Source organism: Flavobacterium restrictum (assembly GCF_007097245.1).
Lineage (GTDB): Bacteria > Bacteroidota > Bacteroidia > Flavobacteriales > Flavobacteriaceae > Flavobacterium > Flavobacterium restrictum.
Map to the genome: position 1 here is coordinate 135,535 of NZ_VJZT01000010.1, position 7,571 is coordinate 143,105.

The 7,571-nt window shown below is 32.6% G+C and carries 11 protein-coding genes; 3 read left to right on the forward strand and 8 right to left on the reverse strand.

All coding sequences use genetic code 11. The annotated features are described in order from the left end of the window. Genes FNW21_RS10800 through FNW21_RS10830 form a run of 8 tightly spaced genes read right to left on the reverse strand, consistent with a single transcriptional unit; the run spans nucleotide 1 to nucleotide 5,900 of the window. Nucleotides 1-966, reverse strand: coding sequence for a late control protein (locus FNW21_RS10800; RefSeq protein ID WP_144256753.1), 966 nt, complete (start codon nucleotides 964-966; stop codon nucleotides 1-3). A gap of 3 nt (nucleotides 967-969) precedes the next feature. Further along, nucleotides 970-2,028 (reverse strand): head maturation protease, ClpP-related, encoded by a 1,059-nt coding sequence (locus FNW21_RS10805; protein ID WP_144256754.1) that lies wholly within the window; start codon nucleotides 2,026-2,028, stop codon nucleotides 970-972. Continuing rightward, on the reverse strand, nucleotides 2,021-2,242 hold the full coding sequence (locus tag FNW21_RS10810; protein WP_144256755.1) for a helix-turn-helix domain-containing protein: 222 nt from the start codon (nucleotides 2,240-2,242) through the stop codon (nucleotides 2,021-2,023). The genes FNW21_RS10805 and FNW21_RS10810 overlap by 8 nt, the downstream gene beginning before the upstream one ends. Continuing rightward, nucleotides 2,233-2,379: a hypothetical protein gene (locus tag FNW21_RS16360; protein ID WP_185963922.1), complete on the reverse strand. Its 147-nt coding sequence runs from the start codon at nucleotides 2,377-2,379 to the stop codon at nucleotides 2,233-2,235. The genes FNW21_RS10810 and FNW21_RS16360 overlap by 10 nt, the downstream gene beginning before the upstream one ends. A 2-nt stretch (nucleotides 2,380-2,381) precedes the next feature. After that, entirely contained in the window at nucleotides 2,382-2,711 is a 330-nt protein-coding gene (locus FNW21_RS10815) for a hypothetical protein (RefSeq protein ID WP_144256756.1), read from the reverse strand. A 3-nt stretch (nucleotides 2,712-2,714) separates the two neighbouring features. Beyond that, nucleotides 2,715-3,545, reverse strand: a complete 831-nt coding sequence (locus FNW21_RS10820; protein ID WP_144256757.1) for an AAA family ATPase — start codon at nucleotides 3,543-3,545, stop codon at nucleotides 2,715-2,717. A 30-nt stretch (nucleotides 3,546-3,575) separates the two neighbouring features. After that, on the reverse strand, nucleotides 3,576-5,711 hold the full coding sequence (locus tag FNW21_RS10825; RefSeq protein ID WP_144256758.1) for a Mu transposase C-terminal domain-containing protein: 2,136 nt from the start codon (nucleotides 5,709-5,711) through the stop codon (nucleotides 3,576-3,578). A gap of 3 nt (nucleotides 5,712-5,714) precedes the next feature. After that, a complete protein-coding gene (locus FNW21_RS10830; protein WP_144256759.1) occupies nucleotides 5,715-5,900 on the reverse strand; it encodes a hypothetical protein in 186 nt (61 codons plus the stop codon). A 106-nt stretch (nucleotides 5,901-6,006) separates the two neighbouring features. Between FNW21_RS10830 and FNW21_RS10835 the strand changes: the two genes are divergently transcribed. The 3 genes from FNW21_RS10835 to FNW21_RS10845 are packed head-to-tail and all read left to right on the forward strand — an operon-like array spanning nucleotide 6,007 to nucleotide 7,072. Continuing rightward, a complete protein-coding gene (locus FNW21_RS10835) occupies nucleotides 6,007-6,621 on the forward strand; it encodes a helix-turn-helix domain-containing protein (protein WP_144256760.1) in 615 nt (204 codons plus the stop codon). Nucleotides 6,622-6,649: 28 nt separating this feature from the next. Beyond that, the gene (locus FNW21_RS10840; protein ID WP_144256761.1) at nucleotides 6,650-6,859 is read left to right on the forward strand and encodes a hypothetical protein; all 210 of its coding nucleotides are present in this window, start codon (nucleotides 6,650-6,652) and stop codon (nucleotides 6,857-6,859) included. A gap of 18 nt (nucleotides 6,860-6,877) precedes the next feature. Next, nucleotides 6,878-7,072, forward strand: a complete 195-nt coding sequence (locus FNW21_RS10845) for a hypothetical protein (protein WP_144256762.1) — start codon at nucleotides 6,878-6,880, stop codon at nucleotides 7,070-7,072. Nucleotides 7,073-7,571: the final 499 nt, after the last annotated feature.

A 7,571-nucleotide genomic window follows, 5' to 3' on the forward strand; every position in this document is an offset into this window, starting at 1 on the left:
TTATAATTTATTTGATAATTCTACTCTTCTCCTTGCTCCACTCATTCCAAAAGTGGTAACCACTTTTTTAATAAAATAACTTCCCTCTCTATTGGGGTGTTCTTTGTCTATTATTTTAGCTTTCATACCTCTTGTAGCGAACGGAATTAGAAAACTTACAACATCGCCACTAAAACCATCATATTTTAGTTTTTCGAGTTCTGCCTTTGCCATTTCTATTAATTGCTTTTCATCTGATACAACAGAAGTGTTATATTCTACTTGGTTTCCGTCAGTATCGCCTATCTCTATACTGGTTCGCTTGTTTGAGGAACTTATGTAGGTAAATTTTATTTTTATACGTCTATCTTCTTTGCTCTTGAATTCGAGGTTATTAGCCACTAAATTGTAATTCAAATCATAAACTACCGTTTGCCCGATATTTGTAAGTTGTTGAAGTCCACAATAGAGTTTGCCTTCATCATTAATGAAAATCGACATAAGTAAATCTTTTTTAATACTTTCGAGAACTTGCGCACCGTTTGCATTTTTAATTATCCACTTATCTAATTTCATATCCTGAATATTATCAGCAAGCTCTATAGAGGTATCTTTTACAACCTCTTTTAAAATTTCTTTTAAAGTGGTTTCGACCCAACTCCCTACAACATTCTTGCGACGTAAAACCCAAATAGCATCTTCACAATGAATTTCAAGAGGTATTTTAGGGCTTATTTTTTTTACATAACCAGTAAACTCTATACCTGAATATTTACCTTCATAACCCAAAGTAATAATTACTTTATCGCCTATCTTTATTGCCTCTTCTGTAAGATTTTGAGTTCCGTTTTGTTTCACTTTAAAGCGGTTTGGGAATTTTATAATGGCAGTATCTCCCAATTCCTCAACGGACTTTGTTATCTCAATTTCATTTACTGAATTAAAAATAAAGTTGCCTATTTCTACTTTACCCTCTAGTACAAACATATCCTACTTATTAAATTCTTGTTTGACCAGTTTTTTGTAAAGTTCGGGGTCGCTTTCGAGCTCTTTAGGGGCATTCATTCGGTAATCCCTTAAATTCCATTCGCTTCTAGGTTTTATTGCGTTTGCTTCTACTGTAGTGGCTTTAGAACCCAAAACAATCTCCCTAATTACTTTGTGGTTTTGCATTTGAATATTATAACCTACAACCTCATTTATTGCGTTTGTTAAGTCTTCTTTTGTCTTTTTAAAATCAGTATCAAAAGCCATTAACTGAATACGCTCTAAATTTTTATTAATAACTCCTTTTTCAATAGCAAGTGCAGTTATTTTTTTTGCCTCCTCTCTTTGCTCTGTTTTGATTTGGTTCTTAATCCTTTTGTTTTCGGCTTCGAGTGATACGTTTCTATCTTTTAGCGAACTAATAGCCTTTAAAATAGCATCTGGATTACTCTCATTTGGAATGCCTAAAATTAATGTCAATGATTTTGGGACGGTATTTTCCTTTTGCTTGTAATTCATAAACACCATTTTTGGCGTTTTTGATTTTTGATTTATAAGGGAGGTAGTTTCTAAAACTTCATCGGTTATCTCATCAATAAATCCTTTTTCAAGAGCTTCTTGTGCTGTTAACCAAGTTTCTTCATCGAGCATTTCAGACAATTCCTCAATAGGTATTCCAGTGCGTTCTGAATAACTATCGGTTGCCAGTTGCTTCACTTTGTCAAGTAATTGCGTAACCGATTTTAATTTTTTGCTATCGCCATTATAACCGCCAACACTCGGGTTGTGTATCATTATCATAGCGTTTTTTGAAGCGTAAATTTTACGTCCTGCCAGCATAATAATAGTAGCCATTGAAGCAGATAACCCATCGATATAAATATCGCATTGTCCGTGGTCTTTTATGGCGTTATACATTGCATAACCTTGGAAAACATCCCCACCAGGACAATTAAGTCTTACCTTAATATCTTGACCTTGCAACTGGTTTAATTGGTTAATAAAATCGGTGTCGGTTATGCCTCCAAACCCAATTTCTCCATACATTAAAATTTCATTCATATTTATTTAATTTAATTTTGATTTCTTTTAACTCCTTTTCAAGGGCTGTAATCCTTGTTTCGTGGCTGTCTTTTACTTTTATGGATTCAGTAATCCATTTAGCCACTGTTTTCTCGGTTATACCAATTTTTAGGGAAATGCTCTTTTTTGGGACGCCTTGATGATACAACTTCAAAACCTCTTTGATGTGTAAATGCTTTTTATTCAAGCCCATAATGATAGTTTTGTTTTTTGTTGCAAACGATAACTTAATACGTTTTGCCCTAAAATTTTAATCCTGATTTCAATATAGACTAACTCCATATTTTCGCTGTGGTGCAATACCTTTTCTATTTTAAATATTGTTTTCATTTTTATAAGTTTTCGATTTTTGAAAATACTTCTTTGTTACCCTCTTTTTTGATTAATAAACTATCTAAAAAATCCAGTTCATTCATAGGTAATAGCTTTTGTGCAATTTGTGCCAATCCCGCACAAGTGCCTAAATCTTGACTTTGTCCATTAAAACCAATAAACTCAATAGCGGTTAGGATTGTTAATAAATTCAATCCCAAATCGTTAAAATCTTGGTGTGTAATAATTTTTATAACTGGTTGTTTTTCCCAGTCGCTAAACTCTAAATGTTTTGCAATATCAATAAGTGCATTTTTATTATATTCTCTAATTGGCGTTGTCTTTTCCATCGTTTAAATAGTGTTTAAATGGTTATTAATTACGTTTCTCATTAATCTAAAACTTCCTATGCGGTGCATTGATTTTATTAACTCCATATTGGTTAATCCGTTGTTTATGCAAATGGCTTCTATTTCTTTCTTTTCGGGCAATTGTAGATAAATCCACTTTGAAACACGTCCGTAAAATTCAGGCATTCCGATTTTGTTCTTTTCTGCACCTTTTTTGATGTTGGTTAATAAATATTCAACACCTGCTATTAGTATTCCTGCATTGTCTTCTATACCGTCCCATATATCTTGCAAATACATTAAAGCCGTTGGCGATAATTTACTAGCTTCATCAATAATCAAAAGCGGACTTTCTTTTTTGTTTAATTCTTCGATTATCAATTTTATCATTTCGTAATCACTGGCTAAAAAACTAATACCTAACGCTTTTAATATCTCGCTTAATAGCTGTTTGGTTCGCATCGAACGCCCGCAGGTTACTAAATAAGTATTAGTGTTTTTTTGGTAGTAATACTGCAAAGCGGTTGTTTTTCCCGCTCCTGAATAACCTATTATGCTAATCATTTTATTGTATTCTCTAGCCTCTTTACAAGCTAAATGAATAGTGGCATAATTGTACGTTTCTATAACATTCCACTCTTTGGTATTGAAAAAACTTTTTATTTTCAATAACATACTTTCGTTTAACCGCTCCCAAACTTCATTAACAATATTGCTAATAGTTCCGCTGCTAACACCAATCATTTCAGCCAGTTTGTTCTGACTGATTTTCTTTTGTTGCAAGTGAGTTGTAACTAACTCCCTAACTTCCTGTTGTAATTCATTTTTTTTCATACTTTTGCACTTGATTTTGATGATTAAAATCTATTTATCAACACCTGCTAGTGTTGGTTTACTAAAGCCCTTCTGGGGCTTTTTTTGTTCTAATAAATCGGTATAATCGGTTATAACTCCCTTTTGGTGTATTGTTCCCAAAGGTTTCGTCTGGGGTTGTTCCTCATCGCCTTTTGCGATTTTAAAAACATTCAAATAGTATTCCTGTACTTCTAAACTTTCCTTTTCGTTAATCTTGTTTTTATCCAACATCAGCGGGTGTATTAGGTCTAGGTTTTCCTTATTGATGGCTTTCAATCCATTATCAATAATGGTGTTTTTTCCATCCTTTAAATACTTTTCGTAGCTTTTGTTTTTGGCAACGGTTTTATAGGTGTTTTCTATATCTTCCTGTTTTCTATTTACTTGCGCTGTGTGAAACTCTAAAGATTTGTTACATTTACAAATAACCAAGTCAGTTAGTTTGTCAAATAACATTATACATTCTAGGTCGTTTTCATCATATCTTACATAGACTTCTTTACCTTGTAATTCGGCTTTTAAATGGTTCTCATACACCTCATAAAAATGGGGTGTTTCCTTTATTATTATTTTAACCATTCCACGCCTTACGGTTACTTTGGTTCGTTTCCAAAACAGTAAAGCGGTTCTAACACTGTCTAGTTCTTTTGCGTTTGGTTTTGGCAGGGTTCTGTAAACTTCCAAAGGCGATTTTTGAGCCGTTTTAGCACGTTCGTTGTATTTGGTAATCATTGTAACAATACGGCTTATCATTTCGCTGTATGTAGGCAATCCTTTGGCTTTTACTGTTTTTTCAAGATGTTCTGCATTACGTCTGTTATCTCTTTTACTGGTAATACCTTCGCCTATGTAGTCATCATACAAAGCACATTCAACACTTTGAAACGTACCAAAAAACCGCTCTACATAGGTTTTATCTTGTGGGTTTCCCACTTTGGCGTGTCGCCAAATGGTGCCAATTTTTTCCATTTGTGCCTTTAAAGTCATTATTTCCTCTGACTTCGAAGCAGAAAAATTATCCGATACAATTTCGGCAGGCAAATGCCCCTCCATCATAACCGTATTTTTAAGTGCGTTCATAATCTCAAATTTGCTTTCGCTGTAGGATATATCAAAACCTACGATTTTGCGGGTGCAAACGTCTATTATCACAAAGAGGTTCAAGCGTACCGATTTGGTTCTGCTTTCGTTCCAACAATAAAACTGCACTGGTGTACCGTCAATCATCCAACAATCGGCGGGGAATGGTGTAGTTTTCCTAACTGCAAATGCAAAAAGATTATCAGTAGTGAATTTATTACCATTCCTTGACGCCATCACAAACGTTCTAAAATGGTTATCGCTCGCCATTAGGAACTTTACCCAACTTTCGGTTATTTCGGGTTGGTTTTCTTCTATACAATGATGGTTCACTAGATCGGTTACAACTCTGTAAGGGTATTTGTTCGGGTGGCTCAAAAAAGCCATTGTAACACCTTTGTGAAACTCGTTTGTTTTTTTCTTTTCTCTTGGTTTTTTATGACCATTTACAACAACATCAACAATGCTTTGCTCTTTTAAAAGTTTGGTTCTAAATTTCAAAAGCAGTATTCTGAAATAGTTTTCGTTGGCAAAGTCTTTTGTAAAAACAAGCTCTTTTTTTAGCTCCATATACAGATTAAAACCACGTTTGCAACCTCCGTCATAGGTTTTGTATTTTGTACCTGTAACCTCTACCATTTTTACCCAAAAGGCGTGTTCTCTAGCCGATAGAACCGCAACATCATCCTTTATAGTTCTGTTATACGAGTAACGCTCTCTATACATTGCCACAAATGGCATATAGCCATTATTATAAGCATCGTGCAAAGCCAATTTTTCTACATCGGCTCTTAACTCCTTTTCTTTCTGTATTTTTTCCTGTGTAGCAGTGTAGCGGTCTAGTTCCTCCTGTTCAAAATATTCTCTTCCTGTAGGAATGTTGTATTTTTTGCGAGTAGGTTCGGGTATGCTATCAATATCAATTAAGACTTTTCGTTTGTCATTCGTGTCTTTTTTATTAGCCCACGATTTTGATTTGCCTTGACGATATTTTTTACACCCATCTGTTATGGTGTTAAATGGTACGGTATAATCTAAAATAGAATTAAATGGAATATAGTACATAAACTAAAAATTTGATAATTCACTCTCTAATTCATTAATTTCTTTTAAGATTGTTGCTATTGTATCTTTTATTTTTTTTGCTGTTTTATACCTTAAAATTTCTCCTTTTAAATATTTATCGTATGTTTTTGGAGATACTCCAGCCCGTAACCAAATCTCTCTTTTTGATATGTTTTCTAATTTTTCCATACAATTGTAATTTTATATATTAACTTTGTTTAATATTTATGTAGCAAATGTATAAATATATTACACATTAAAAAGAAAAATTACACATTTTTTTATACAATTTTATATGGATAAGTTTGACTTAAAAAAATTTAGAATAAGTAAGGCGAAAACACAAACAGAATTTGCTGATATACTGGGGGTTAGCAGAAGTACAATAGCTAAAATTGAAAATGAAAATATTGAAATTTCAAAAAAAATATTTGAAAAATTAATCAAATATTTTAATGATGATTACAAAGAAATAATTACAGGCTATAATAGTGTACATCTAATTACACAAGAATACACACAACCATCTATTGAAAAAGATACATTTTTCCACAAAACAATAGGTATTAATAGAAAAGACAGTATAGATAATAAAGATGTTGATTACACTTATTATTATTTACAAAATATGGAGTATGAGAGAATGCAAAAATGGCTTTTTAATATCATTAAATTACTAGTGACTGAATTTAAAAGAGAGATTGATGAAAATGAGAAAAAGGAATTATATACTTGTTTAACAAATACTTACTCAACATCTTACATAAAGCAGAATGGAGAAACAAAATTTAAGAAATTTATAGACGAACATATTAATTTAACAAAAGAATTGATTGACAAATATTTAGATGAATACTACAAACTAAAACTAGAAACAAATCCAAAAATTGAGAATTTAGATTTTCTGTAAATGTGTATTTTTTTTATACATTTACACAATGAAATCAGATGAAAAAATAGACAAACCAACCCGCAAAGAGTTGTTAAGCAAACGTAATCAAGAGGTGCGAAAGTTTTTTTATGAAATGCAAAAAAAGCACCCAAAATACAAAATAGACGCTATTATTCAGGATGTTGCAAATAAATTCTTTCTATCTAGTAGAACTATTGAAGCAATCATAAGCCACGAAGGTAACTACAAAGGATAAATACTAAACACATATATTATGATGACACTTGAGGAATATTACACGAAAAAATCGGCTTTGCAAGCTCCTGAAGGCCTTGAGTATCTTGAAGAAAGAAAGTGGTTTATCGAATCCCTGCAAAAGCTACAAGACGAATTGAGTGAGTCAGACCTAAAAATTGTTCTTTATCGTCAACAACGTTGGCAGGATAAAGTAAATTCCTCTTTTCTTTAAAAATTATTATATCTTTGCTCTGGGTTTTGTAAGTCTTAAATTGAATAGAGCGTCATTCTACGGATTGGAAGTTGTGGGTAGAAGTCCCACCAAAACCAAGTCAGGCTCGTGGGTCGGGCAACGCTCAATAAGAATTCATTATACTAGTCTTATTGTTCGAAGTATAGAAAAGCCCTATTTTTAGGGCTTTTGTCGTTTTTAAGGTATCTATCAAAGCTAATAAGACAATTAGCTCCATATAAAAAACTTGCTTCGGTAATTAATCATTAATTAACTGGTACATATTAGGCATTTAATCGCCTATTTTTTTTCAATTGTTATATTTGTACAAAAAACACAAAACCGTGTGAAGTCCTTATTTTATTGGTTTTTCGACCTTTTTTGTATTTAATAGTTTGTTATGTGTTTAATTAACCCCTATACTAGATAATCTCCGATTTTATAGCACCAAACAAATGCTATAATTGTCAGCGAGAAGAGTTTTTCTAACCTCTCCAAG

Bases quoted from the DNA above. Each gene is read 5' to 3' on its own strand.
- FNW21_RS10800 (WP_144256753.1), bottom strand. From the start codon at position 966: ATGTTTGTACTAGAGGGTAAAGTAGAAATAGGCAACTTTATTTTTAAT.
- FNW21_RS10805 (WP_144256754.1), bottom strand. From the start codon at position 2,028: ATGAATGAAATTTTAATGTATGGAGAAATTGGGTTTGGAGGCATAACC.
- FNW21_RS10810 (WP_144256755.1), bottom strand. From the start codon at position 2,242: ATGGGCTTGAATAAAAAGCATTTACACATCAAAGAGGTTTTGAAGTTG.
- FNW21_RS16360 (WP_185963922.1), bottom strand. From the start codon at position 2,379: ATGAAAACAATATTTAAAATAGAAAAGGTATTGCACCACAGCGAAAAT.
- FNW21_RS10815 (WP_144256756.1), bottom strand. From the start codon at position 2,711: ATGGAAAAGACAACGCCAATTAGAGAATATAATAAAAATGCACTTATT.
- FNW21_RS10820 (WP_144256757.1), bottom strand. From the start codon at position 3,545: ATGAAAAAAAATGAATTACAACAGGAAGTTAGGGAGTTAGTTACAACT.
- FNW21_RS10825 (WP_144256758.1), bottom strand. From the start codon at position 5,711: ATGTACTATATTCCATTTAATTCTATTTTAGATTATACCGTACCATTT.
- FNW21_RS10830 (WP_144256759.1), bottom strand. From the start codon at position 5,900: ATGGAAAAATTAGAAAACATATCAAAAAGAGAGATTTGGTTACGGGCT.
- FNW21_RS10835 (WP_144256760.1), top strand. From the start codon at position 6,007: ATGGATAAGTTTGACTTAAAAAAATTTAGAATAAGTAAGGCGAAAACA.
- FNW21_RS10840 (WP_144256761.1), top strand. From the start codon at position 6,650: ATGAAATCAGATGAAAAAATAGACAAACCAACCCGCAAAGAGTTGTTA.
- FNW21_RS10845 (WP_144256762.1), top strand. From the start codon at position 6,878: ATGATGACACTTGAGGAATATTACACGAAAAAATCGGCTTTGCAAGCT.